This window comes from Streptomyces dioscori, from assembly GCF_003024195.1.
GTDB lineage: Bacteria > Actinomycetota > Actinomycetes > Streptomycetales > Streptomycetaceae > Streptomyces > Streptomyces dioscori.
Map to the genome: position 1 here is coordinate 75,760 of NZ_KZ679048.1, position 24,117 is coordinate 99,876.

At 69.3% G+C, this 24,117-nt stretch carries 17 protein-coding genes, 1 tRNA gene and 1 pseudogene; 14 read left to right on the top strand and 5 right to left on the bottom strand.

Annotation, left to right across the window (positions count from 1 at the left end; all coding sequences use genetic code 11):
• Positions 1 to 3 precede the first annotated feature (3 nt).
• Together C6Y14_RS26225 and C6Y14_RS26230 are read right to left on the bottom strand one after the other, a co-directional pair.
• Positions 4 to 3,687 carry a LamG-like jellyroll fold domain-containing protein gene (locus tag C6Y14_RS26225; protein WP_225891286.1) on the bottom strand — a complete coding sequence of 1,228 codons (3,684 nt, stop codon included), beginning with the start codon at positions 3,685 to 3,687 and terminating at the stop codon, positions 4 to 6.
• Complete coding sequence (locus C6Y14_RS26230) at positions 3,684 to 5,072, bottom strand: integrin alpha (RefSeq protein WP_225891287.1); 1,389 nt, start codon at positions 5,070 to 5,072, stop codon at positions 3,684 to 3,686. The genes C6Y14_RS26225 and C6Y14_RS26230 overlap by 4 nt, the downstream gene beginning before the upstream one ends.
• Positions 5,073 to 5,555: 483 nt before the next feature.
• Between C6Y14_RS26230 and C6Y14_RS26235 the strand changes: the two genes are divergently transcribed.
• Both C6Y14_RS26235 and C6Y14_RS26240 read left to right on the top strand, forming a co-directional pair.
• A complete protein-coding gene (locus C6Y14_RS26235; RefSeq protein WP_107019299.1) occupies positions 5,556 to 6,446 on the top strand; it encodes an alpha/beta hydrolase in 891 nt (296 codons plus the stop codon).
• A gap of 53 nt (positions 6,447 to 6,499) precedes the next feature.
• On the top strand, positions 6,500 to 8,230 hold the full coding sequence (locus tag C6Y14_RS26240; protein ID WP_107019300.1) for a stealth family protein: 1,731 nt from the start codon (positions 6,500 to 6,502) through the stop codon (positions 8,228 to 8,230).
• 58 nt (positions 8,231 to 8,288) lie between these two features.
• Here C6Y14_RS26240 and C6Y14_RS26245 read toward each other — a convergent pair whose 3' ends face one another.
• Genes C6Y14_RS26245 through C6Y14_RS26255 form a run of 3 tightly spaced genes read right to left on the bottom strand, consistent with a single transcriptional unit; the run spans position 8,289 to position 11,844 of the window.
• Positions 8,289 to 9,206 carry an amidohydrolase family protein gene (locus C6Y14_RS26245; RefSeq protein WP_107019301.1) on the bottom strand — a complete coding sequence of 306 codons (918 nt, stop codon included), beginning with the start codon at positions 9,204 to 9,206 and terminating at the stop codon, positions 8,289 to 8,291.
• Entirely contained in the window at positions 9,203 to 10,837 is a 1,635-nt protein-coding gene (locus C6Y14_RS26250) for an HAL/PAL/TAL family ammonia-lyase (RefSeq protein ID WP_107019302.1), read from the bottom strand. The genes C6Y14_RS26245 and C6Y14_RS26250 overlap by 4 nt, the downstream gene beginning before the upstream one ends.
• Entirely contained in the window at positions 10,834 to 11,844 is a 1,011-nt protein-coding gene (locus tag C6Y14_RS26255; protein ID WP_107019303.1) for an ornithine cyclodeaminase family protein, read from the bottom strand. The genes C6Y14_RS26250 and C6Y14_RS26255 overlap by 4 nt, the downstream gene beginning before the upstream one ends.
• Positions 11,845 to 11,963: 119 nt before the next feature.
• On the opposite strand from C6Y14_RS26255, the pseudogene C6Y14_RS26260 reads away from it, so the two are divergent.
• From C6Y14_RS26260 to yjfF, 12 genes and pseudogenes are all read left to right on the top strand, one after another.
• Positions 11,964 to 13,112 (top strand): annotated as a pseudogene (locus C6Y14_RS26260) (ABC transporter ATP-binding protein); the annotation flags it as partial.
• 335 nt (positions 13,113 to 13,447) lie between these two features.
• Positions 13,448 to 14,113, top strand: coding sequence for an ABC transporter permease (locus C6Y14_RS26265; RefSeq protein ID WP_107019304.1), 666 nt, complete (start codon positions 13,448 to 13,450; stop codon positions 14,111 to 14,113).
• Entirely contained in the window at positions 14,110 to 14,799 is a 690-nt protein-coding gene (locus C6Y14_RS26270; protein WP_107019305.1) for an ABC transporter permease, read from the top strand. The genes C6Y14_RS26265 and C6Y14_RS26270 overlap by 4 nt, the downstream gene beginning before the upstream one ends.
• A 167-nt stretch (positions 14,800 to 14,966) precedes the next feature.
• The gene (locus C6Y14_RS26280; protein WP_107019306.1) at positions 14,967 to 15,908 is read left to right on the top strand and encodes an ABC transporter substrate-binding protein; all 942 of its coding nucleotides are present in this window, start codon (positions 14,967 to 14,969) and stop codon (positions 15,906 to 15,908) included.
• 17 nt (positions 15,909 to 15,925) lie between these two features.
• Positions 15,926 to 16,810, top strand: a complete 885-nt coding sequence (locus C6Y14_RS26285) for a MurR/RpiR family transcriptional regulator (protein ID WP_107019545.1) — start codon at positions 15,926 to 15,928, stop codon at positions 16,808 to 16,810.
• A gap of 170 nt (positions 16,811 to 16,980) precedes the next feature.
• Positions 16,981 to 17,054: transfer RNA gene (locus C6Y14_RS26290), tRNA-Pro, on the top strand.
• The gene (locus C6Y14_RS45195; RefSeq protein WP_225891318.1) at positions 17,009 to 17,395 is read left to right on the top strand and encodes a DUF5996 family protein; all 387 of its coding nucleotides are present in this window, start codon (positions 17,009 to 17,011) and stop codon (positions 17,393 to 17,395) included. Before C6Y14_RS26290 ends, C6Y14_RS45195 begins: the two co-directional genes overlap by 46 nt.
• Before the next feature lie 417 nt (positions 17,396 to 17,812).
• Positions 17,813 to 18,859: a LacI family DNA-binding transcriptional regulator gene (locus C6Y14_RS26300; protein WP_107019308.1), complete on the top strand. Its 1,047-nt coding sequence runs from the start codon at positions 17,813 to 17,815 to the stop codon at positions 18,857 to 18,859.
• 202 nt (positions 18,860 to 19,061) lie between these two features.
• Positions 19,062 to 20,075: an ABC transporter substrate-binding protein gene (locus C6Y14_RS26305; RefSeq protein WP_107019309.1), complete on the top strand. Its 1,014-nt coding sequence runs from the start codon at positions 19,062 to 19,064 to the stop codon at positions 20,073 to 20,075.
• Positions 20,076 to 20,215: 140 nt separating this feature from the next.
• Entirely contained in the window at positions 20,216 to 21,754 is a 1,539-nt protein-coding gene (locus C6Y14_RS26310) for a sugar ABC transporter ATP-binding protein (protein ID WP_107019310.1), read from the top strand.
• Entirely contained in the window at positions 21,751 to 22,863 is a 1,113-nt protein-coding gene (locus tag C6Y14_RS26315; protein ID WP_107019311.1) for an ABC transporter permease, read from the top strand. Before C6Y14_RS26310 ends, C6Y14_RS26315 begins: the two co-directional genes overlap by 4 nt.
• A complete protein-coding gene (gene yjfF, locus C6Y14_RS26320; RefSeq protein WP_107019312.1) occupies positions 22,863 to 23,885 on the top strand; it encodes a galactofuranose ABC transporter, permease protein YjfF in 1,023 nt (340 codons plus the stop codon). Before C6Y14_RS26315 ends, yjfF begins: the two co-directional genes overlap by 1 nt.
• The last annotated feature ends 232 nt before the right edge of the window (positions 23,886 to 24,117 follow it).

Sequence of the window (24,117 nt, forward strand, 5' to 3'; positions counted from 1 at the left end):
CGGTCAGACTGTGCAGTCGGACGGTTGGGTACCGACAGAACCGACGAGGCTGCATCCCGAGGTCAGACCGGCGATGGTCTGCACGGTGGTGGCGTCCAGCGCTCCGCGGTAGGCGCGGATCTCGTCGAGCGTGCCGGAGAAGTACTCGCCGCCTGTCGTGCCGGTGAGCTTGCGTCCGGCCTGGAGCCCGGTCGTGGAGAAGTCCCACGTGTTGCGCCAGGGGACCTGAGCGGCGTACTGGCCGTCCACGTAGAGGAGAACGTCACCGAAGGTGGCGTCGTAGACGAGGGCCAGATGGTCCCCGTCGGTGTCCGTCGACGGTGGAGCGGCGAGGGCGGTCGCCGTGCTGACGGCGGCCGCGCTCCCGTCACTGGACGTGGTCACCAGTTGCCAGCGGTTCGCGCTCTGCGAGTAACGCACGGCGACGGCTGCCGCGTTGGTGCCCGGTAGCGAGAGGACGGTCTGGTCGCGTGCCGGGGTGGACGAGGAGGGCCGGGCGCGGGTGGACAGGGTGAAACTGTCCTCAGCGGGCAGCAGGCCCTTGGGGCGGAAGGCGTAGGCGGAGGTGCCGTCCAGCGCGAGGTGTCCGTCGCCCCACATCGGTTCTGCCACCGGCTGGCAGTCGGGGTCCACGTTGATGTCGCAGCCGCTGTCGTCCGCCTGGTAGATGCCGGCGCTTCCGGCGAGGGTGAGGCCGGTGCGGTTCTCGGCCTCGGGCGAGACGCCGGCGGCCGCTTCCTCCAAAGGCCAGTAACCGAGTTGCTGGGGCGGGGTGCTGCCGACGAAGCGGCCCTCCTTCTCGGTGATGACCCGGTCGTACACCTCGACGTCGGCGATGGTGCCCTTGAAGTGGTGGATGTAGCCGTCCAGAGACAGTGAACGTCCGATCTGCAGGGCCCCTGTCGCATTCCACCGGGTTCGACGCGGCTGGATGTCCTCCTTGACGAGGTAGCCGTTGACGTACATCTTGAGCTCGCCGCGCACGTCGTCGTACACGCCGATGAGGTGGACGGGCGCGTTCTTCTTCGCGGCGACGCCCATCACCTTCCACGAGCCCATGGTCTCCAACTCGCTGACCGGGGTGCGGAAGGACCACATCTTGGTTCCGCCGTCGTAGCCCAGCGCGAAACCGGGTTCCGCCGTGCCGTCCTGGCTGACCACGGCCATCGAGGTGTCGGGCAGCTCCGGCATGGAGACCCAGGCGGAGACGGAGAAGGACCGATCGGTGTCGACAGCCTTCTGACCGGCGTCGAGATAACCGTTCTCGGAGCCGTCGAGCGTGACACCGAACTCGTTGCTGCGTCCGGGCAGTGGCGTACCGAACGTCACTCCGGAGCCGGCGTCGGCCGCGGGTGCTCCGGCGGAACCCACGGCCTGGGTGGAACCGGCCGGGTCCCCGAGCGCCCATGCCGCCTTGGGGGCGCGGCCCTGGTTGACCAGGAAGGCGTGTCCGCGAGCCGTCTCCTGGCTGTTGCCCGCACCGTCCACGGCCATGGCCTCAAGGGTGAAGGGGCCCTCGCGGTCGGGCATGAACGAAAGGGTCACCGGTCCACCGGTGGTCGCGGGTGTCGCCGTCGACCAGCCGCTCTGCCCCGTGAAGCGGTACTTGTACTTCGTCACGTCCGCGGAGGGCGAGTCGAGGACGAAGTCACCGTAGTCGCCGACGCCGTCGTGCCAGACGTCGTCCGCCGGATAGGCGGTCGAGGTCACGACCGGTGGCTTGGGCTTCGTCGCGTCGTGGATGAACTCGCAGCGGGTGGCACTGTCACCTGCGCTGCTCCAGGGCCCCCACTGGGAGCCGTCATATCCCTGGACCTCCCAGCCGATGACCTTGTTCGACGGGATGGTGAAGGGCGAGAAGCCGTCCCCGTCGATCTCGGTGCCCACCTTGTACGTGAACTTGGCGGCCCCGAGCTGTTCGTTGCCCTCGTAGTTGTGGGTGTTCTTGGGGCCGACCACGGCGTAGTTCGTCTTCACCGTGGTGCCCTCCGTCCAGTAGACCTTGAACTTCGCCGAGAGCTTCTCCGTGTTCCCTCCGGTGTCGCCGTGGTCGGGGTCACGGATGATCGCGGAGAGAGTGGGCACCTCGTCGGCGTAGTGGTCCTCTGCGGCGCCGTACTCGCAGGAGCCGCCGCTGGACATGCTCAGGTGTGACATCAGCGGCTGGTAGGGCGGCCGGTTGTACTTGACCTCCAGGTGGGCGTTGCCGCAGAAGCGCTTCCAGTAGGAGAAGTCGCCGTCGTCACCGGACTTCAGCCGGAAGGTCGTGGTGTCCCATCCGCTGTCGGCCGCCTTCTGGATCGTGCTCCTGACGTCGAAGCGCACGTTCTGGTTGGTCGACGTGCAGGAGCCGGCCGGGTTGGTGGGCGACTGGGAGGTGATGGCCTCCTTGAGCGCCGGCTGGTTGTTCCAGTTCGTACCGGAGTTGATGGCGCTGCCACCGGAGCTGTTCACCCGCCCCAGTTCCACCGAGCGTGGTGACGTGCTGTAGGTGTGCACCATGGTGACGGCGAACTCGGCTTCGAGGATGTGCTTGCCCTCGAAGGTCCCGGTGGGAATGCCGAAGAACTGACGCTTCATGTCGCTGGTACTGGCGCACAGATAGGAGACGTCGGCAGGGCACCGGCCGACGCCTTCGTGGTCGCCGAACTTCCAGAACTCGCTGGAGGGGTAGTAGGAGGACACCATGGTCCAGCTGGTGCGGTTGGCGGTCTTCACCACCGGATCGATGAAGACCGGATACTCGGTGTCCTTGCCCGTCAGCAGCGCGGGGTCCGGCGTGAGGAGCAGGGCATCGGACTGCACGGCCACGTCGACGTCCGACACCCGGGCGCCGTCGGGCGGCGTGGGGTGGCCGGAATTCTCGTCGGCGTCGCCGGCGGAGGACGAAGCCCGGTCGGAGTCGTCGGTGGACTTCCGGGTCAGGAGTGCGGGCTGCTGAGTGCTCGTGCCCGAATCCCACATCATCGGGGCGGGCGCTTCGAAGACCTCGCCGCCCGCTCCGCTGTCCACGGCGCTGAGACCACCGTGTTCGTCAGCGGTGACTTCGACGCCCTGGGAGTCGAGTGACAGCGCGATCTCCCGCAGTTCGGGGTTGGCCGCCGCTTCGGCGTCCTTGACCACGAGCAGGTGCGAGAACCCCTCGGCCTGTGCGCTCACTCGCAGGTCGACACCGTCGAGGACATCGCGGTAGGTGGCGGTGGAGCCCTCGACCACGGGCTCCGGCAAGGTGTCCGCCCAACCGATGGAGAGACTGCGGCCCGTCTGCCCGATGGCCGCGAAAGTGGTGTCACCACCCCCGGAGAAGGAGATTCCGGTCACGGCGGCCGCGGGTGAGTACCTGCCGTCGGGCTGCTTGACCAAGGTCGTGTCGATGCCGACCCACTTCGAGCCCTTACGGGCACGTACGGGCTGGACGTATTCCTTGGCGGTGAAGGTGTCGTCCGGGTTGGCGAACGTCTCCGTTCGCTCACCGCGCAGGCTTGTGACCTCCACAGGTTCGCCGGCCGCAACTGCTGCCTTCTGGGCGGCCTGCTCGGTGCGCATGCCCCGGGGGGCCGGTTCGGCGGCAGCCGCATCCGACGTGCCGTTGTCGAGGGTGGCCGGCAGGCCCGTGAGCGTGGAGAGGAGAACCGCGCACAGCGTGCCGGTCACCACTGCGGTCCGGCCTGCGACGCGGGTCCTCACTTGATCACCGCACCGAAGGAGATTCCGCTGTCCGGGAGGCCGTCGGTGCCGGGTTTGAGGGTCTTGACCGGATCGGTGGCACCGGAGACGAGGTTCTTCCACGGCACGACGTACACCGCGCCCTTCACCTCGTCGGAGGTCTTGGCGTAGGGCGCGCCGACGTAGAGATCCGTCGCGGTCGTGGCCAGGCCCATTCCGGTGAAGTCCCGCGCTGTGGCGGTTCCGGGAAGACCGGTACCGCGAGCGATGATCTTGTCGCTGAGGCCGGGAGCTCCGAGCGCGGGGAAGGTGTGGATCGCACCGGCCTCACGGACGGAACCGGCGTCCTCGCCGGGAGCGGCTGCGGCGAGCCTCATGGTGGTCGCCGTTCCGACGACGGTGGGGCTGGTGTTCGTCAGAACCACCCGCTGCCCCAGGAAGTCGCCGGCGATCGGGTCGCCCTCGACATCGGTCACGTTCCGGTCGATGGCGCTGATCTCGGTGTACGTCCCGGTGGGGGTGAGGTGCAGCACGGTGGCGCTGCCCGCGTCGGCGACGGTGCCGATGTCCTCGTTGGGCACGCCGATGGCCAGCAAGGCGTCCGTGTTGGAGGTACTGCCGGCAGGCCGGTAGGGGGCGAGGGAGATCGACGTACCGAAACCGTCGCCGGCCTCGGCCACGCCGGTGAGTCCCTCGCTGGCACCAGCCTGGTCGAGCCCTGCCAGGGCGGTGGGAACGTTGTCGGTGACGGCATGGCTGAAGACGGTGACCCCGCCCGCGAACGTCTCGTCCCCGATGGCTTCGCCCGGGGCGCCGACACCCAGGTAACCGGACGTGGAACTCAGGGAGTACCCGAACCGGTCGTGTGCTTCGGCGATGCCCGGAACACCGGTGCTGTCCTGATGTACGCGCATGCGGGTGGCGGCTTGGGCGTAGTGGACGATCCCCGCGTCGGCGACACTGCCCACGTTCTCGCCGGGGACCCCGACGGCAAGGAACGGTTTACCGGACGAGGTCTTCCCCGCGGAGAGAGCGAATCCGAACCAGTCGTACTCTTCGTTGGCCGTGGCCGGGTCGAATCCGGCTTGACTGTAGCTGTCGATCACCGAGCCGGCGCCGATGCCGCCGGCCGTGCCGTGCACGACGTAGACGGCTCCCGCGTCGGCCAGTTCGACGCCGTCCTTCGACACGTCCTCGTACGGGGCGCCGATGACGAGGTCCGTGCACCCGTCCGCGTCCGCGTCGTAGGTCGCGAGCGAACGGCCGAACTCGTCGCCGATCTCGGGTGCCGCGTTCATACCGGCCGTCGCCTGGGATATCTCAGAGACGCCCTTCCCCCCACCGAGCACGACGCGCACCAGGCCGGCCCGGGACTGCCCGGACACCGTCGCATTGGGATCGGCCACGGCGGTGTCCTTCACCCCGTCGCCGTTGAAGTCCGATTCCGTCCCGGCAACGCAGGCCGCAGCCGCCGCCGATGGCACGCCGGCAGTCGCGCCCCCCACCGAAGCGACCAGGGCGGCCACCACGGCCCACCCGAGACGCCTTCTTCGTACACGCACGACGTACTCACATTCTCTGCATCGTTCACCACATGTAAACCACAAGAAGCTCTCAGTGAGGGGTAACAGTGGTGAGTACGTCAAGGGACTGTCCGTTTAGTGCAAATTTTTGTTACGGCAAATCCGGCAAATAATTCGATGCGTCCCATCCATGATCTCGGAGACCTCCGGGAAGAAAGTGGGGCACAGTTCACCTGCTGCTTGACTCGCAGTTGACCATTCGTCATATGATTCGCCGTCGGACGAACGAGTCGTCCGAAGTGCACGGTTTCCCCCCGGTACGGTGCGCCTTCACATTTGCCCCTGCCAACACGAGGACCCTGCTGCATGCGCTGTGCGCTGAGAAACTTGATTTGCTGCATCGCGCTCGTACTCGGTTCGCTGGCCCTTCAGGTTCCCGAGACCCACGCCGCCGCCCGCCAGGAGAGCACCCACTCCTACGGTTCGCACGTCCGGCAGAAGCTCACCGCGCACTGGAACGCGAGCACCACGCCGCAGCCTGCGATCGTCGTCCTGCACGGGGGCTACTGGTACCAGGACTCCGGATGGACCACCTGGTCACGGACCTTCGCCGACGCCGGCTACGCCACGTTCGACGTGGACTACCGCCTGAACTTCGACGCGCCCTGGCCCGCCCAGCGCTCCGACGCGATCTCGGCGATCACCTGGATCAAGGCGCACGCCGCCGAGTTCGATCTCGATCCCGACCGTGTGGTGATCCTCGGATCGTCGGCGGGCGGGCACCTCGCCACGGCGGTCGCGACCTACGGGGCCGGGGGCGACCGGGTCCGCGGAGTGGTCGGCCTGTCCCCCGTGGCTTCTCCGTACCGGGCCTGGAACGACGGCAACAGCGACCTCAGCAGCGACAAGGAGCGCAAGGTCCGCGACAACGCCACCCTGCTCGCGCGCTGCTTCCCGGACCCAACCGACGTCGACACGTCGCTGCACGCGAGCTGTTGGGACACCTGGAAGGACATGGTCGCCAAGAACCGGGCATCGGGCCCCGACGACGCCCCCATGTACCTCGTCCACTCGGAGCTGGACTTCGTCCCGGCCGCGCACTCCCTGGATCTCGAAGCCACCGAGGAGGCGAAGGGCATGCCTGACACCGACATCTCCACCACCGTCGTACCGGGCGATGCCCACGGTGGAGCCCTGCTCGACGATCAGCCCACCGTCGACCGGATCCTGGACTGGATCCGGACACGCACCCTCTGATCAGCGCACCTCTGATCACCCCCGTGACTCTTCGGAGCAGTTGAGGAATGCCCATGAACCACAGGCTCCTGCGCGTCGGAGCAAAGCTCGTTCCGCCGTCGGTGCAGGCCCGGCGGGTCGAGGAACGCCTGCGTGCGGAGACCGAGGCCGCGGAGCGCAGGCGAGTGGAGCGTGTCGCCGCGCGGCGTCGCGCGCTGCTGGCCGGCGATTCGGCCATCAGGGAGATCGAGGTGGCGGGCCGCAGCTGGTTCGGCCGCACCATGGCCTCCTTCACCGCGGCCGGTGCCGCCGACCACAATCTCGAACTCGTGGTCGCCGCGCTGACACACGCCGAGATCGAGTACTTCGTCGTGCCAGGACGCTCGCCGCTGCGGCACGTCCTGGGGATCCGGCTGGAGGCCCGCAAGCGGTTGCTGAAGGCACTGCGGGAGCTCTACGACTCCGGAGCCCTGTACGCGGCGCTCCCCACCAAGGAGCTCCTGCCGCGCGAAGCGGGTCTGTACGCGGACGGGGCGCTCCCCGCCGCCGTCAAACGCGCCGACACCATTCGGTTCGGGGAACTGCTGCTGGGCCCGGACGGGCAGCTGTTGGGCAGTCTGGAGTTCGGCTGCGACGTCGAGTTCTGGCGCGACGGTGCCCAGGTGGTCGGTACGCCCCGGTTCACCGAGCTGCGTTCGCAGGCGCCCGTGAGCGTCGTCGAGAAGGGGCTGGTGGCGCCGCGGCTCAACGCGGTGTCCGATGTACTGCCGGAGGGATCCGCCACCGCGGTCCGGGTCATCGCCGGACGCGAGCACCCGACGTTCGCCGACTTCGTCCGTCCTCGGATCGACGAGGTCGACTTCCCGATCGATGTGGTATACACCTGGGTGGACGGATCCGATCCCGAACTCGCCGGACGCCGGGAGCACTTCCGGTCCGGCGGCACCGCCCCGATCCACGCTCGTGAGACCGGGGCGTCCCGGTACACGAGCCACGACGAGCTGCGTTACTCCCTGCGCTCCCTGGACATGTACGCCGGGTTCGTCCGTACCGTCTACCTCGTCACCGACGGGCAGACACCGGACTGGCTCGACCAGGAGGCCGCGGGCATCAAGGTGATCCACCACAAGGAGATCTTCGCGGACCCGCAGGTCCTGCCCGTGTTCAACTCACATGCGATCGGTACCCAGTTGCACCGCATCCCGGGGCTCTCGCAGCGGTACCTCTACTTCAACGACGACGTTTTCGTGGGGCGTCCCATCGCGCCGGGTCACTTCTTCCACGGCAACGGCGTGGCCAAGATTCCCTTCTCCCCGGCCCAACTCGGCCTCGGCCTGCCTCACCCTGATGAGCCTGCGCCCAACTCCGCGGGCAAGAACGTACGACGGCTCCTGATGGAGGCTCACGGACGTTTCTCCGTGCACAAGTTCATGCACACCCCCCACCCGCAGATGCGCGAGGTGATGGAGGAGATAGAGAGCCGCTTCCCTGCCGAGGTCCAGCAGACCAGCGCGTCCCGCTTCCGGGCGGTGACGGACATCGCCATGGGAGCCTCCCTGCACCATCACCAGGCCTACCTGACCGGCAGGGCCGTGCCGGGCAAGTTCAAGTTGCGGTACATCGACGTGGCGTCCGAGGACGCCTTCGACAAGATGACCTCCCTGGCGGAGGAACGCCGGTTCGACTTCTTCTGCCTCAACGACGTGAACACCCCCCAGGACCGGCAGGAGGAGATCGCGCGGAGAATGTCAGATTTCCTTCAGTCCTACTTCCCCTTTCCCAGCCGGTTCGAGCGCAAGGGCTGAGGACAGGACGGCTGCCCGGATGGATGGCTGGATGGGTGGCCGGCTGCCGGTCCTGATCTCAGCCCGCGCCGCCGCCCTCGCCGGTGAGCAGGCGGCGTGGGTTGGTGATGCGGAAGGCATAGGCCGCCGCGCCGCCCAGGCCGTGGCCCGGGGTTTGCGGGGGGTCTGCGTAGGGGCGGTCCGTGCCCTGAACGATCGTGGACGTGCCCAGGGCGCGGACCATGGACTCCACCGCGCGGGGGCCGTACGACGAGGTTTCCACGAACACGTCCGGGTCCGTCTCCCTGTGGCCCTCCGCCCCGGCGCGGGCCGCGAAGCGTTCGCCGTGCAGGGGTGCCAGGCCGGCCAGCAGCGCGAAGCACACCCGCAGGTGTGGATGGCGCGGTCGGCCGAACGCCCGGAACGCGAACCAGGCCGCGTGCATCTGCTGTACGTACGGCACCATCGCCGGCCACCAGCCCGGCCGGGGATCGATGTCGGCCGCCGGGCCCGGGTGGATGAACAGGGGGAGGTCCCGGGTCGCCAGCAGGTCGAGCAGCGGGGCGCAGCGCTCGTAACCCGCCGCGTCGGCCAGGGCGTTCGCCGGGAGCTGGAGGCCCGCGAATCCCAGATCCAGGTAGCCGGCCGTCGTCTTCGCGTCGATGTCCCGGACACCCGCGGCGGCCCACGCGCCGAACGGGCGGGGCAGTTCCGCCGCGTCCTGGTGGTACGCGTCGAGCAGCGGGCGCGCCTCCGCTGAGGGGAGCCACTCCACGCCCAGCGGGGAGGAGAGCGAGATCAGCGCCCTGCCGAGGCCGTCCGCGACCGCCTGTTCGGTCCGCCGGGTGATGTCGTGGTCGGCGGGGGAGACCTCGTAGGGCGGCTCACCGGCCGTGTGCAGCGTCCAGCCGTCCAGGAACGGCGGCTCCGTGCGGGCCCGCAGAGCCGCCACGAACGAGCCGGTCCACAGATGCTGGTGTACGTCGACGTTGGTCACGAGGCTTCTTCCGTCAGGGCACGCAGGGCGTTCCGTACCTCGTCGGACCCCAGGATGTCATCGGTCACCCGGTCCACGTCCACCCCGCAGGGCCGGTCCTCGTCCAGGGGCGGGACCAGCTCGCGGATCGCCCGGTGGAGGAGGGCGGGGCCCCGCCCGAGCGCGGGAGGCGCTGCCAGGTCCACCGCCTGTGCGGCGGCCACGGCCTCCACGGCGAGCAGCTGACGCAGCCGGACCAGCATCGTCGACAGCCGCCGTGCCCCGAGCGAGGCGTTGGTCGAGTCGTCCTCGACACCGTCCGCGCCGTGCCGCGGGTCGGTGCTCACCGGGGCCGACAGGAGACGGATCTCCGCGACCAGCGCCTGCGCCGTCTTCGCCAGCGGCGCGAAGCCCGAACGCTCCGGGCCGTGCGGGGAGAGGTTGGCGGGCAGCCCGCTGAGTGCGGGGTTGAGCAGCCGCCGCATGCGCTCGGCGGAGACCGCCGCGGTCTGGGTCACGGCCAGCGCGACGGTGTCGAGGGCCAGGGCGAGGGCCGGGGTGTGGAAGTTGCCGGAGGAGAGGATCTCGCCGGGTACGCCGTCGGTGGCGGGCAGGACCACCGGGTTGTCGCCGCAGCCGTTCAGCTCGGGATCCAGCGCCGCGCCGGCGAAGTCGAGCGCGGCGTGCAGCGCGCCGTGCACCTGGGCGGTGCAGCGCAGACTGATGGGGTCCTGGACCCGGCGGGCGTGCTTCGGATCCGTGAGGTCGCCGCCCGCCAGGAGCGCCAGGAGCTGCTCCGCCGCCCGGGACTGGCCGGGGGCCGGACGCAGGCCGAGGACCCGGGCGTCCAGGGGGCTGGTGTTCGCCCGGAAGCCCTCGAAGGTGAGTGCCGTGACCGCCTGGGCCAGCAACAGGACGGTGGCGGCCTCGTGGAGGGCGAGGGCGCCGTGGCCGGCGGCCAGCGGGCTCGCGCTGCACAGGACGTGGCCGTCCTTGGGACCCAGTTCGGCGGGGGCCAGCCCGGCCCGGCGCAGGGCCCCCGCGCCGTCCAGCACCTCGCCGGAGAGTTCGGCGCGGCCCTCGCCGATGACCACGAGCCCGACATGGGCCATCTGGCACAGGTCCGAGGCGCCGATCGAGCCCACCTCGGGGACCAGCGGATGGACGCCGGAGTTGAGCAGGCCGACCAGCAGGGGCAGGATCCGCGGGCTGATCCCGCTGCCGCCGCCGGCCAGCCCGTTGACGCGGGCGATCAGGGCGGCGCGTACGACGGAGGCGGGCAACGGGTCGCCGACCGCGTTGGCCCGGCCGCGTACCGTACGCACGCTGAACCGCGCGAGTTCGTCGCGCGGCAGGGCGTACGACGAACGGCTGCCGAGTCCCGTCGTCAGTCCGTACGTCGGCACCTGGCGGTCGACCACGTCGTCGACCACCGCGCGCTCGCGCGCCAGCCGGGGGAGCACCTCGTCCGCGAGGACGACCCGGGCACCGCGCTGGGCGACGGCGGCCACGTCCGCGCAGGACAGGGAGCGGCCGTCGACGATCACCGGTCCGAGCGCCGGTCGGGGCACGGATCCGGGCACGGGTTCCAGCGCCGATTCGAGCGCCGGTTCGATCAATGCTTCCGATTTCGCGGGGTAGGGGCCCGTCATGAGAACCGCAGTTTCTGTCCGAGTCCGCGCTCCCCGGCCTTCGCGAGCACGGCCGCGCCCAGGGCGATGTCGGACAGGGACAGACCGCGGTGCCAGAACAGGATCGTCTCGTCGGACCGTTCACGGCCGGGTTTGTCGCCCGCCACGATCTCGCACAGTTCGCCGTGCAGGGTCGCCTCGCTGAGCCGGCCCGACTCGACGTGCGCGCGCAGAGCACCGAAGGGCCCGGACCTGCACTGGCCCCAGTCGTCGACGACGACCTTGTCCATGATGTCGGTGAGCGAGAGCTCGACCGCGCTCATCGTTCCGTAGGGGACGACGAGCGCGCCCGGCGCGATCCACTCCGTCCTCAGCAGCGGCTCGGGCCGCTCCAGCCGGGACGCCTCCACGACGATGTCCGCGCCCTCGACGCACGACTTCCAGTCGTCGGTGACGACGACGGGCTTGCCGAGGTCGTCCTCCAGCCGTTTCGCGAAGGCCTCGCGGCTCTCCGGGCGGCGCGAGTGGACGCGGATCTCGTCGAGGTCGAAGATCGCGTCGAGCAGCCGGACGTTCCAGTACGAGGTGGCGCGGGCGCCGATGTGACCGAGCACCTTGGAGTCGCTCTTGGCCAGATGCCGGGCGCCGAGCGCGGTGAGCGCGCCGGTCCGCATCTCGGTGATCGCGGTCGCGTCCAGCACGGCCAGCGGCATGCCCGTACGCGGGTCGAAGAGGTTCAGCAGGGCCATCTCGGAGGGCAGACCGGATTTGTAATTGTCGACGTAGTCGCCCACGATCTTGACTCCGGCCATGCCGAGCGGGGCGACATAACCACGCAGCACGTTGAAGTGGCCGTTGAAGGCGGGGTCGGGCGTGAGATGCACCCGTGGTTCGATAACCGTCTCGCCGTGACCCTGGGCGAGGAGTCCCTGTTCGACGGCATCGAGCACTTCGGCGTCGCTGAGTTCCAGCTGTTCGATGTCGGAACCGTTCAGGAACGTGAACCAAACGGGGTCAAGTGTGGTCATTCCGGGCGTCCTCTCACTTTCTTCGGACGAACGTAACGCCCCGTTTACAAAAGGGGATTGACTGAAATTCAGTCACGAACAACTCTGCATGACGATATGCAGTCGGGTAAGGGGCAGCTTTGATCAGATTCGACGCGGTGAGCAAAAACTATCCCAACGGCACCACAGCCGTGGACGCACTGTCCCTGGAGCTGGCCGAGGGCGGCCTCACGGTCCTGGTCGGCCCCTCGGGCTGCGGCAAGACCACGACGCTGCGGATGGTCAACCGCATGGTGGAGCCGTCTGCGGGCACGGTCAGCCTGCGCGGCCAGGACATCCGGGAGGTGGCCGCCCCCGAACTGCGCAGGGGCATCGGTTACGTGATCCAGCACGCCGGGCTCTTCCCGCACCGGACCATCCTGGACAACGTCGCGACCGTGCCGCTGCTGCTCGGCTGGGGCAAGAAGAAGGCCCGCTCGCGCGCGGCCGAGCTGCTGGAACTGGTGGGGCTGCCGGCCACGATGGCCAAGCGCTACCCGTACCAGCTCTCCGGCGGGCAGCAGCAGCGCGTCGGGGTCGCCAGGGCGCTGGGCGCGGATCCGCCCGTACTCCTCATGGACGAGCCGTTCAGCGCGGTCGACCCCATCGTGCGCGGCGAGCTGCAGGCCGAGTTCCTGCGGCTGCAGAAGGAGCTGCACAAGACGATCGTCTTCGTCACCCATGACATCGACGAGGCCATCAAGCTGGGCGACCACATCGCGGTGTTTCGCACGGGCGGCAAGCTCGCGCAGTTCGACACCCCGGAGCGGCTGCTCGCGCACCCCGCCGACGACTTCGTGGCGGACTTCGTCGGGCAGGACCGCGGTATCCGCCGGCTCTCCTTCGTCCAGGCCTCCGGTCTGCCGCTGCGCGAGGGCCCGGTGCTGCCGGTGACCGCTCCCGTCGCGGACGCCCGGTCCCTGGGCGAGCCCTGGGTGCTTGCCGTCGACGCGGCCCGGCGCCCGCTCGGCTGGGCCGCGACCGCCGACCTCCCGCCCGGCGGCACCCTGGCGGACGCGACGCTCGCCCCGCTCGGCCACACGTTCGCCCTGGTCGGCGACTCGGCACGGGCCGCCCTCGACGCGGCCCTCCTGTCCCCCTCCCGCCTCGCGGTGGGAGTGGACGCGGACGGCGCGGTCGCGGGCGTCGCGGACGCGTACGAGTTGTCCGCGGCGATAGCCGGGGCTTCGGCGCGCGCGGGCGCGTCAGCCGGGACAGCCGCCTCGGCCGACGCATCCGCCCCGGCCGAGCCCGCTGCACCGATCGACACGACCAAGTCGGCCGCACCGGCCGCACCGGCGGAGTTGGCCGACCCGGCTGCTCCGGCCACGTCGGCCGGCACGAGCGAGGCGCCCGACGCGGCCGAGGGGCCGGATCTGGGCAAGGCGCCCGAAGCCGGCAGGCCGCCGGGGGCGGCGGAGACCTCCGAGGGCCGTCTCGTGAAGAGCGACGCCGATGGCGAGACGTCGGCCGACGATTCTGCAGGCCCGGAGAGCGACGGGACCCTGGACAGCGCAGACGGCGTCGCCGGGACGGACGGCCCCGGTGACGCAGGCGGCGCCGGCAGCACGGGCGGTGACGGGCGATGAGGGACGGGGAGCCGCTCATACGGTGGGTCTGGATCGGCGATCACGTCGGTGAGCTGGCCCACTACACCGGGGTCCATCTGCGCCTGGGCCTCCTGCCGGTGCTGTTCGGACTGATCATCTCCGTGCCGCTCGGCATGCTCTGCCACCGCTACCGGTGGGTCTACCCGCCCACCCTGACCGCGGCCAACGTGCTGTACTCCATCCCGTCGCTGGCCCTGTTCATGATCTTCGTCCGCTATACGGGGCTCACCGAACGCACGGTCATGATTCCGCTGACCCTGTACACGCTGTCCGTGCTCATACCCAACGTCGTGGACGGACTGGCCTCGGTGCCCGATCCGGTACGGCAGGCGGCCACCGCGATGGGCTTCAGCACGGTCCGCCGGGTCGTGCAGGTGGAGCTGCCGATCGCCGTGCCCGTCGTCGTCGCCGGTGTACGGGTCGCCGCGGTCTCCTCCATCAGCCTCGTCGCCGTGGGACAGCTGATCGGCCAGGGCGGCCTCGGCTACTACATCACCCGGGGTCTCCAGCTCGACTTCCCGACCCCGATCATCACCGCGACCGTACTGATCATGCTGCTGGCCCTCGTCACCGACGCGCTGCTCGTCCTGGCGCAGCGGCTGCTCACGCCGTGGGCCCGCGGGAAGGGGGCGAAGGCGTGAACGATCTCCTCAACCAGATCCAGCTCGTCGGCGAGTGGCTGACGTCGTCCGCGCAGTGGCACGGCGACGACGGCATCCCGCACCGGCTCGCGGAGCACCTGACCTACAGCGGTCTGTCCCTGCTCTTCGCGACCGTGATCGGGCTGGCGTTCGGCCTGCTGGTCGGTCACACCGGCCGTGGCGCGTTCGCCGTCGCCACCGTCGCCAACCTCGCGCGCGCGATCCCCACCTTCGGCCTGGTCGTCCTCGTGGTGACCCTCGCCGGACTCAGTACCGCCCCCGTGCTGGTCGCCCTGGTGGCACTGGCCGTCCCGCCGATCCTCATCAACACCTTCGAGGGGGTCCGCGGTGTCGACCCCGACGCCCGGGACGCCGCGAAGGGCATGGGCATGACCGGCTGGGAGGTCCTGCTGAAGGTGGAGGTGCCGATGGCGCTGCCGCTGATCCTGCTCGGCCTGCGCGTCGCCGCCATCCAGGTGGTGGCCACGGCGACCGTGGCCGCGTACCCCGGTCTCGGCGGTCTGGGCCGCTACATCGTCGACGGGCTCTCCCGCAACGACTACCAACTGGTCATCGGCGGCTCCGCCGTCGTGGTGGCGCTGGCGCTCGTCGTCCAGGCCGTCTTCACCGCGCTGCGGCGCGCCGTCGTCTCGCCGGGGCTGCGGCCCGCGGCGGCCAAGTCATGAACCACCGGACGCACCGGACCCACCGGACCCACCGGACCCACCGGACCCACCGGAACGACCGGAACGACCGGAGCCACAGGCCCGGCGCGCACCCGAACCGCGCGCAGGCCGCACCCGAGCATCACCAAAGACCCGAGCCTGAGTCGTACCTGAGAAAGGGAACACCCATGAAAGCCACGTACCGTACCGCCGCCTTCAGTCTTGTCGCCGCGCTCTCCCTGACCCTCACCGCCTGCGGAGGCAGTGACGACGGCGACGACAACCCGCTGACAGGCAGCAGCGGCGACAGCGGCGGCGGCAAGGCCATCGTCGTCGGCTCGGCCAACTTCCCCGAGAACCAGCTGCTCGCCGAGATCTACGCCCAGGCCCTGGAGGACAAGGGCCTGAAGGTGACCCGCAAGTTCGACATCGGCGCCCGCGAGGTCTACTACGACCAGGTCGTCAAGGGAGGCATCACCGTCTTCCCCGAGTACAACGGCGCCCTGCTGTCCACGGCGGTCGACAAGAAGAGCACCGCCACCGGCACGGAGGAGGTCAACGCCGAGCTGAAGGCGAAGCTCCCCAAGTCGGTCGAGATACTCGACTCCGCCGCGGCCGAGGACAAGGACTCGGTCACGGTCACCGCCGAGACCGCCGCCAAGTACAAGCTGAAGACCCTGGCCGACCTCAAGCCGGTCGCGAAGGACCTGACCATCGGCGCCGGTTCCGAGTTCAAGACCCGCACCCAGGGCGGGGTCGGCCTGAAGGACGTCTACGGCGTCGAGTTCGGCCAGTTCCAGCCGCTGGACGCGGGCGCCCAGAGCACCCTGCTGAAGCTGCTGAAGGACGACAAGGTGCAGGCCGCCAACCTGTACACGACCGACCCCGCCATCGTCGAGGACAAGCTGGTCGTCCTGGAGGACCCGAAGAACCTCTTCTCCTCCCAGAACGTCACGCCCCTCGTCTACAAGTCCGCGGTGAACGACAAGGCCAAGTCGGCGCTCAACGCCATCTCGGCCAAGCTCACCACCGAGGACCTGCTGGACATGATGAAGAAGATCAGCAACGACAAGGAGGACTCCGCGGACGTCGCGAAGGAGTGGCTGACGTCGGCCGGTCTCGCGGGCTGACCCGGACGGGGACAGGGGTGAGCGACACGGAGGGAGCGGACACGGGCACCGACGGCGGTACGTCCTCCGGAGCGGGTGCGCCCACGCGGCTCCACCAGCTCTTCGAGGGACGCCGGCTGACGCCCACCCAACGGCGTATCGCCCACTGTCTGGTCCGCCGGACGGCCGCCGCGCCGTTCCTGTCGAGCGTGGAGCTGGCCCAGCTGGCGGGGGTGAGCCAGCCGTCGGTGACCCGGTTCGCGGTCGCCCTCGGCTTCGACGGGTATCCGGCGCTGCGCAGACATCTGCGGGACGTCGTACCCGTCGGGCCGGCCGTGGACACACGGCCGGCCAACCCCTACCAGCAGGCGGTACGGGCCGAGGTCGACAACCTGCTCCAGCTGGCGTCCCTGCTGGCCGACCCCGGGCCGGTGGAGGACGCGGCCCGGCTGCTCGCCGCCTCCCGGCCGCTGCCCGTGCTCGGGCTGCGCGCGTCCGCCGCCCAGGCGCGCGGCTTCGCCTACTTCGCCGCGAAGGTGCACCCCGACGTGCGCCTGCTCGACGAGGGCGGATCACTGCTCGCCGACCGGATCGACGCCGCCCGTCGGGCGGGCGCGAGCGCGCTGCTGTGTTTCGCGCTGCCGCGCCACCCGGCGGAACTGCTGGCCGCGCTCGACCATGCCCGGAACGCCGGGCTGACCGTGGTGACGATCGCCGACGGCACGTTCGCCCCGGTGGCCGCCCACAGCGACCTGCTGCTGCCGGCCGCCGTGGGCACCGGCCTGGTCTTCGACACGGTGAGCGCCCCCATGCTGCTGGGGCAGGTGCTCCTGGAGGCGATGTGCGACGGCATGCCGGACGCCCAGGCCCGCCTGGAGGAGTTCGACGCGCGGGCCGCAGCGCGGGGCCTGTTCGTCGACTGACCTGACCGGGCCCTAGGGCCTGTCTGACAATTCCCGTCTGCCGGGCGACGACGGGAATTGTCAGACAGGCCCTGGGGAGCACCGGGCGCCCGGAAGGTCTGGGCGGCCGTCGCCCGGCGTGCGGTAAGGTTCACCTGCGTCTTCACGCGGTTCACCGCGGCGGGGCGCATCGGGACGTGGCGCAGCTTGGTAGCGCACTTGACTGGGGGTCAAGGGGTCGCAGGTTCAAATCCTGTCGTCCCGATTCGTGAGAATTGCTGGGCAAGGGCCCGCCGGAGAAATCCGGCGGGCCCTTCGCCGTGCCAACCCGCTATCCCGCCATCCCGTACGGCCGTCGCCGAACCCAGCGGGTTCGCCGATCACCCCGTGGGTCCCGAAGGCGCCTGCTTCAGCGCTGAGTTCAAACAGTTCCTGCTGCCCTACGAGGTCGTCCGCGCCGCGCCTGCCCCTGATCGCGCTGTCAACGAGTTCCTCCACACGACCTACGAAGCCGCCGCGGTGCGCGGACAGTGGGACCGCTCCGCGCTGGAGGACGACCCCTTCCGCTGGGACGCGCATTCTTCGCCCCGCCGGGCTTCGAAGTAATTGAGTCGGCCGACGGTTGTCAGCTGTCAGCTGTCAGCTGTCGGGCGTCGGCTCGGTAGGAGTGTGTGCCTGGGCAACGTCCGGTATTTCGTTCGTAGTTCGGGGTTTCGGTGCCGAAATCTAGAGCCGCGCTCGCGGCGCGTCAATACCTTCGCCGCATCTCCCCGGGGCCCGCGCCGCGCAGCGCGTCGACGCCATCGTTCCGCAACCGTGCGCTTCCGGTGCGTTACTCAAACGTGACGTGCCTCCTGCTGTCCGCCCCCTTGACCGGCATGAATTGTTAGCGCTCACAATGACCTCCGCAATCACCGGCCGACATCCGGTGCCGACATCCGGGGCACGGCGCAGGTCCGGCACAGGTCCGGCACAGGTCCGGCACAGGAAGTTCTCGGTACACGACCGCCAAGGAGGTGCGGCATGGCACAATCCCAGCTTCGGCCGCCCACCATGGCCGATGTCGCGAGACTGGCGGGCGTGTCCCATCAGACCGTCTCCCGGGTGCTGGGGGACCACCCCAACGTGCGGGACGAGACTCGGGCCAGGGTGCTGCACGCGATCGAGGAGATGGGCTACCGCCGGAACTCCTCCGCACGAGCCCTGGTCACCCGCCGCACCCGGACCCTGGGTGTGGTCGCCTCGGACACCACGCTCTACGGTCCGGCCAGCACCCTCTTCGCACTGGAGGAGGCGGCACGCGCCGAGGGTTACCTCGTCTCCACGGTCAGCCTGCGCAAGCTGACCGTCGATCAGCTCGCCGAGGCGCTGGACCACCTCAGCGAGGGCGGGGTGGAGGGAGTCGTCGCCATCGCCCCGCAGCGGTCGGCGGTCGAGGCCCTCGCGGAACTGCGCCACCCGTTCCCGGTGGTGACCGTGGGCAGCGGACCCGGTGTGGGGATCCCCAGCGTGAACGTGGATCAGCACCTGGGTGCCCGTCTCGCCACCCGTCATCTGCTGGCCGCCGGCCACCGTACGGTCTGGCACCTCGCCGGACCCGAGGACTGGCAGGAGGCCGCCGACCGGGCCGCGGGCTGGCGCGCCACCCTCGAAGCGGCGGGTGTGGAACCGCCGGTGATCCTGCGCGGCGACTGGAGTCCGCTGTCGGGCTACCGGGCGGGCCAGGAACTGGCGGGCTGGCTCGGCCGGGGACTGACCGCGGTCTTCGTCGCCAACGACCAGATGGCGCTGGGGGTGTTGCGCGCCCTGCGGGAAGCGGGGGTGCGCACTCCGCAGGACGTGGCGGTGGCGGGCTTCGACGACATCCCGGAGTCGGAGTTCTTCGCCCCTCCGCTCACCACCGTCCGGCAGGACTTCGCGGCGGTCGGCAAGCGGAGCATCGCCCTGCTCCTGGACCTGATCGAGGGCAGGGAGCCGTCCGGGGCCCTGCGGATCGCCATCGAGCCCCAACTGGTCGTCCGCGCCAGCACCTTCCCGTACACCTCCGACCAGGGCGCCCCACCTGTCTGACTCCCTGCCTGCCGGAAGCCCTGCCCGTTTGACGCACCACGCATCACGTACCACGCACCATCTCGAAGGTCATTTCCCACACGCCCCTGTTTGACCGATATTTCGAACAATGATCGACAGGCTGGACATCGTGGGACCTGTCCCGACGAGCGGCACGAGTACCAGCAGGCCCTTCGAGGCCGGCTCTTCAAAGGAGAAGAACATGCTCAGCAGAAGGAACTTCCTCACCGCGGCGGTCGGCGTGGCGGCAGCGGGCGGCCTGGCGGCCTGTGCCAAGGAGGACGACAGCTCCTCCGGCTCCGACTCCAGCAGTGGTGGTGGCGGCAAGAAGATCACCCTCGGCTTCGCCCAGGTCGGCTCCGAGAGCGGCTGGCGCACCGCCAACACCAAGTCCGTCAAGGAAGCGGCCAAGGACGCCGGTTACACCCTCAAGTTCTCCGACGCCCAGCAGAAGCAGGAGAACCAGATCTCGGCGATCCGCAGCTACATCGCCCAGAAGGTGAACGTCATAGCCTTCTCGCCGGTGGTCGTCACCGGCTGGGACGCGGTGCTCAAGGAGGCCAAGACCGCGAAGATCCCGGTCATCCTCACCGACCGCTCCATCGAGACCTCCGACGACTCCCTGTACGTCTCCTTCATCGGCTCCGACTTCATCGACGAGGGCCGCCGCGCGGCCAAGATGCTGGAGAAGGTCCTGGAGAAGGCCGGCCACAAGGGCGCGGTGAAGATCGCACAGCTGGAGGGCACCACCGGTGCCGCCCCCGCGATCGAGCGCGCCAAGGGCTTCAAAGAGATCATGGACGCCGAGCACAAGGACGACTGGAAGGTCGTCGTCAGCCAGACCGGCGACTTCACGAGGGCCGGCGGCAAGCAGGTCATGGCGGCCTTCCTGCAGTCCAACCCGGACATCAACGTGCTCTACGCGCACAACGACGACATGGCTCTCGGCGCCATCCAGTCCATCGAGGCGGCCGGCAAGAAGCCCGGCAAGGACATCCTGATCGTCTCGGTCGACGGCGTGAAGGACGGCTTCGTCGCGATGTCCGAGGGCAAGATCAACGGCATCGTCGAGTGCAACCCGCTGCTCGGCCCCCAGCTGATGGAGCTCGTCAAGAAGGTCAACGACGGCGAGACGGTGGAGCGTCGGATCAAGACCAAGGAGGGCGACTTCCTCCAGGAACAGGCGAAGGAAGCCCTCCCGACCCGCAAGTACTGACGGGTACTGACAGGTACTCACCGACCGACCGCACCTACCGCCAGGGAGCCTCCGTCCAAGGGGGCTCCCTGCGGGCCTGAACGAACATCCGGGCCTGAACGACCATCGGTCCGAAACGAATATCCATGAGGAGCGCTGCCATGGCAGAGCCGCTGCCCGTCCTGGAGATGACGGGCATAGTCAAAGAGTTTCCGGGGGTACGGGCTCTGTCGGGTGTCGACTTCCGGCTCTTCCCCGGCGAGATCCACGCCCTGCTCGGCGAGAACGGCGCCGGCAAGTCCACCCTCATCAAGGTGCTGACCGGGGTCTACTCCCTGGACGGCGGCACCGTCACGCTGAACGGCACGTCCGTACGGTTCCACAGCCCCTCGCAGGCCCAGCAGGCCGGGATCAGCACGGTCTACCAGGAGGTCAACCTCTGCCCCAACCTGTCGGTGGCGGAGAACATCTTCATCGGACGTGAACCCACCCGCTTCGGCCGCATCCAGTGGAAGAGGCTGCGCCGCGAGGCCGCCGAACTGGTCGACCGGCTCGGCCTCGACATCGACGTCGAGGCCCCGCTGTCCTCGTACCCGCTGGCCGTGCAGCAACTGGTCGCGATCGTACGGTCGGTGGGCACCGGAGACGCCGACGGCCAGGGCGCGGGCACCAAGGTGCTGATCCTCGACGAGCCGACCTCCAGCCTCGACCGCGACGAGGTGCTCGAACTCTTCGCCCTGATGCGGCGGTTGAAGGGCGAGGGCGTCGCGATCCTGTTCGTCTCGCACTTCCTGGACCAGATCTACGAGGTCTGCGACCGGATGACGGTCCTGCGCAACGGGACCCTCGTGGGCGAGCACATGGTCCGCGACCTCGACCAGGTCGGCCTCGTCCAGCTGATGATCGGCAAGGCCCTGGACCAGCTGGAGGAACTGCACGACCACCAACTCCACGCGGATGTCGGGGAGTCGCTGCTCAAGGCCGACGGCGTCGGCCGGACCGGCGGTATCGCCCCCTTCGACCTGGAGATCAAGAAGGGCGAGGTCATCGGACTCGCCGGACTGCTCGGCTCCGGCCGCACCGAACTGGCCCGGCTGCTCTTCGGCGCCGATCAGCCGGACACCGGCAAGGTGACCATCGGCGGCAAGCAGGTCTCGATGAGCGCCCCGAACGACGCCATCGCCGCCGGTGTCGCCTTCTGCTCGGAGAACCGCAAGACCGAAGGCCTCGTACCGGACCTGACCGTGCGGGAGAACATCATCCTCGCCCTGCAGGCCACCCGCGGCTGGACCCGGCCCATCCCGGTCGCCCAGCGGGACGAACTCGTCGCCAAGTACATCAAGGCCCTGGACATCCGGCCGGCCAACCCCGAGGCCAGGGTCGGCCAACTCAGCGGCGGCAACCAGCAGAAGGTGCTCCTCGCCCGCTGGCTGATCACCCGGCCGAAGCTGCTGATCCTGGACGAGCCGACGCGCGGCATCGACATCGGCGCGAAGGCCGAGATCCAGAAACTGGTGGTCTCGCTCTCCGAGGAGGGCATGGCCGTGCTGTACATCGCGGCCGAGCTGGAGGAGGTCCTGCGGCTCAGCCACACCATCGGCGTGCTGCGCGACCGCAAGCTCGTGGCCCAGCTGGCCAACGGGCCCGAGATCACCCCCACCCGGATCCTGGAGACCATCGCGAGCGGAGAGCACCAGTGACCACCACACCCCGATGGCGGACGCTGACCCGCCATCATCTGTTCTGGCCGGTCGCCGTGCTGGTCGTCCTGCTGCTCGTCAACGTCCCGTTCACGCCGGACTTCTTCTCGATCAAGATGACGGACGGCCACCTCTACGGCAGCCTCGTGTCGATCGTGCTCTTCGGCTCGCCCCTCATCCTGGTCGCCGTCGGCATGACCCTGGTCATCGCCACCGGCGGCATCGACCTGTCCGTCGGCGCCGTCGTCGCCATCACCGGCGCGCTGACCTGTTCGTACATCAGTGACCAGGCCGACCAGGACGCGCTCTCCGGAGTGCTCCTCGCGATGGGCATCGGCCTGGTGGCCGCGGTCGTCTGCGGTCTCTGGAACGGCTTCCTGGTCGCCAGGATGGGCATCCAGCCGATCATCGCCACGCTGATCATCATGGTCGCCGGCCGCGGTGTCGCCCAGCTCATCACCGACGGCCAGATCATCACCGTCAACAGCGAGCCGTACAAGCTGATCGGCGGCGGTTACTGGCTGACGCTGCCCTTCTCCATCTTCGTGGTGGCCGCCGTGGTCGCCGTCACCGTGGCACTGACCCGCCGCACGGCCCTCGGCCTGCTCGTCGAGTCGGTCGGCGGCAACGCCGAAGCCAGCCGCCTGGTCGGCATCCGCTCCCGCCGCATCAAGATCATGGTGTACGTGTTCTGCGCGCTGTGCGCCGGCATCGCGGGCCTGATGATCAGTTCCAACACCTCGGCCGCGGACGGCAACAACGCCGGTCTGTGGATCGAGCTGGACGCCATCCTCGCCGTGGTCATCGGCGGTACGTCGCTGCTGGGCGGCCGGTTCTCCATCGGCGGCACGGTCGTCGGCGCGCTCGTCATCCAGACGCTCACCACCACGATCTACACCATCGGCGTGCCCACCCAGACCAACCTTGTCTTCAAGGCCGCCGTCGTCATCATCGTCTGCCTGATGCAGTCCCCGAAGTTCCGCGCCAAGGTGTTCGGCGGCGGACGCCTCGGCGGACGCTTCGGCGGGAAGCGGGGCGACCGGTCGACGGCGACCCCGGCGGACACCGCGGCGACGCCCGAGACCGTACGCACCATGGAGGTGTCGTGATGACCACGACCACCCAGCAGCCCAAGGCGCCGTCCAACGGCACACCGAGCAGGGCGGCACGTGTCCTCGCCGACCGCCGCCTGCCCGTCCTCGTGACGGCCGGTCTCTTCCTCGTGATGTACGCCATCGGCCTCAGCCGGTACCAGAACTACGGGTTCGCCGAGACGCAGGTGTTCCTGAACCTGTTCATCGACAACAGCTACCTCCTGGTCGCGGCCGTCGGTGCCACCTTCGTGATCCTCTCCGGTGGCATCGACCTCTCGGTCGGCTCGGTCATCGGCTTCACCACCATGCTCACGGCGTGGCTGGTGGAGAAGCAGGGCCTGCCGCTGGTGATCGTCATCCCCATCGCCCTGGGCGTCGGGGCCTTCGGCGGCTACCTCATGGGCTATGTGATCCAGAACTTCGAGATCCAGCCGTTCATCGTGACCCTGGCGGGACTGTTCCTCTTCCGGGGCCTGTGCCTGGTCATCAGCAAGGAGTCGATCTCCATCACCGACTCCTCGGTGAGCAGCATGGCCCAGGCGCAGGTGTCCGTGGGCGGCGGGTTCCTGTCGATCGGGGCGATCGTCTCGCTGGTGGTACTGGCCGCGGCCTTCTACGTCCTGCACTACACGCGCTTCGGCCGCCGGGTGTACGCCATCGGCGGCAACGAGCAGTCGGCGCTGCTGATGGGGCTGCCGCAGGGCGGGACGAAGATCGCGGTGTACACGATGAGCGGGTTCTGCTCCGCGTTGGCGGGGCTGTTGTTCACGCTGTACATCCAGTCCGGTGACCCGTTGCACGCGACCGGGCTTGAGCTCGACGCGATCGCCGCGGTCGTCATCGGCGGGACGCTGTTGACCGGGGGGTCGGGGTATGTGGTGGGCACGTTGTTCGGTGTGCTGGTGCTGGGGCTGATCAAGAGTTTGATCCAGTTCGAGGGCACGTTGAGTTCGTGGTGGACGAAGATCGCTACGGGTGTGCTGCTGTGTGCGTTCATCCTGATCCAACGGACGATGACGGCCCGCCGTAAGACGTAGGGGGCTTTTTTCGCCCCCGCCGCCCCTGCCCGTTCCCGTCCCTGCATGGGGGCTGCGCCCCCTCGCCCCCTTTTGCGCAGTTCCCCGCGCCCCCAGGTGCCTGGGGGCGCGGGGAACTGCGCGAGCAACCCCCACCGGACCCGCAGCCGAAATCCGGGGGTCTGGGGGGCGAAGCCCTCATGCGTGGACGGGAACGGGCAGGGGCGGCGGGGGCGAGACCCCGCTTGTCGGA

Excerpts from the sequence above, each read along its gene's own strand:
- C6Y14_RS26250 (WP_107019302.1), bottom strand. The coding sequence starts at position 10,837 with ATGACGGGCCCCTACCCCGCGAAATCGGAAGCATTGATCGAACCGGCG.
- C6Y14_RS26265 (WP_107019304.1), top strand. The coding sequence starts at position 13,448 with ATGAGGGACGGGGAGCCGCTCATACGGTGGGTCTGGATCGGCGATCAC.
- C6Y14_RS26255 (WP_107019303.1), bottom strand. The coding sequence starts at position 11,844 with ATGACCACACTTGACCCCGTTTGGTTCACGTTCCTGAACGGTTCCGAC.
- C6Y14_RS26305 (WP_107019309.1), top strand. The coding sequence starts at position 19,062 with ATGCTCAGCAGAAGGAACTTCCTCACCGCGGCGGTCGGCGTGGCGGCA.
- C6Y14_RS26300 (WP_107019308.1), top strand. The coding sequence starts at position 17,813 with ATGGCACAATCCCAGCTTCGGCCGCCCACCATGGCCGATGTCGCGAGA.
- C6Y14_RS26235 (WP_107019299.1), top strand. The coding sequence starts at position 5,556 with ATGCGCTGTGCGCTGAGAAACTTGATTTGCTGCATCGCGCTCGTACTC.
- C6Y14_RS26310 (WP_107019310.1), top strand. The coding sequence starts at position 20,216 with ATGGCAGAGCCGCTGCCCGTCCTGGAGATGACGGGCATAGTCAAAGAG.
- C6Y14_RS26280 (WP_107019306.1), top strand. The coding sequence starts at position 14,967 with ATGAAAGCCACGTACCGTACCGCCGCCTTCAGTCTTGTCGCCGCGCTC.
- C6Y14_RS26240 (WP_107019300.1), top strand. The coding sequence starts at position 6,500 with ATGAACCACAGGCTCCTGCGCGTCGGAGCAAAGCTCGTTCCGCCGTCG.
- yjfF (WP_107019312.1), top strand. The coding sequence starts at position 22,863 with ATGACCACGACCACCCAGCAGCCCAAGGCGCCGTCCAACGGCACACCG.